At 69.2% G+C, this 452-nt stretch carries 1 protein-coding gene; it reads right to left on the bottom strand.

Translation table 11 applies throughout. From position 1 onward, the window contains the following. On the bottom strand, positions 1–452 hold a 452-nt coding region (locus AX685_RS07155; protein ID WP_156445713.1), incomplete at both ends, for a c-type cytochrome.

Here is a 452-nt window from a genome sequence, read left to right as displayed (position 1 = left end):
GCACGGCGTCAGCCTTGGCGTCGCCGATCGCCGCGCCGAGCGCGGCCGGGGTGAGCGCGACCAGGGTTTTCAGGTCCGGAATGCGCCGGCGAAGGGTCGGGTCGGATTTCCAAAGCCGCTCGCCTTCGCGCGCCTGCGCATCCGTGAAGGCGAAGCTCCCGGCTCGGAATGCTAACGCCCAGCGCTGATCGTTGGGCAGATCGGCGAAGCTCTGCATCGCGGTCCCGTCGATGCCTTGCGTCACCACCTGATAGAGCGCGAACACGCTGCGCTGGCGCGCGCGCTCGGCATCGGTGAAAGCAATCGGGGGCGTAGCGAGCTTGGCGGCGTCAGGGCCACGGCCGTTGCCCGTCATCCCGTGGCAGGACGCGCAGGATTGTCGGAACAGTGCATCGCTGGAGACGAGGTTCGGAGCCTTATCGGGCGCGAGCGGCACCGGGTAGGCGCGCAGC

This window comes from Sphingomonas sp. CCH9-F2 (genome assembly GCF_001556735.1).
In the GTDB taxonomy this organism is placed as follows: Bacteria; Pseudomonadota; Alphaproteobacteria; order Sphingomonadales; family Sphingomonadaceae; genus Sphingomonas; species Sphingomonas ginsenosidimutans.
This window is presented reverse-complemented; position numbering and strand designations above follow the sequence as displayed.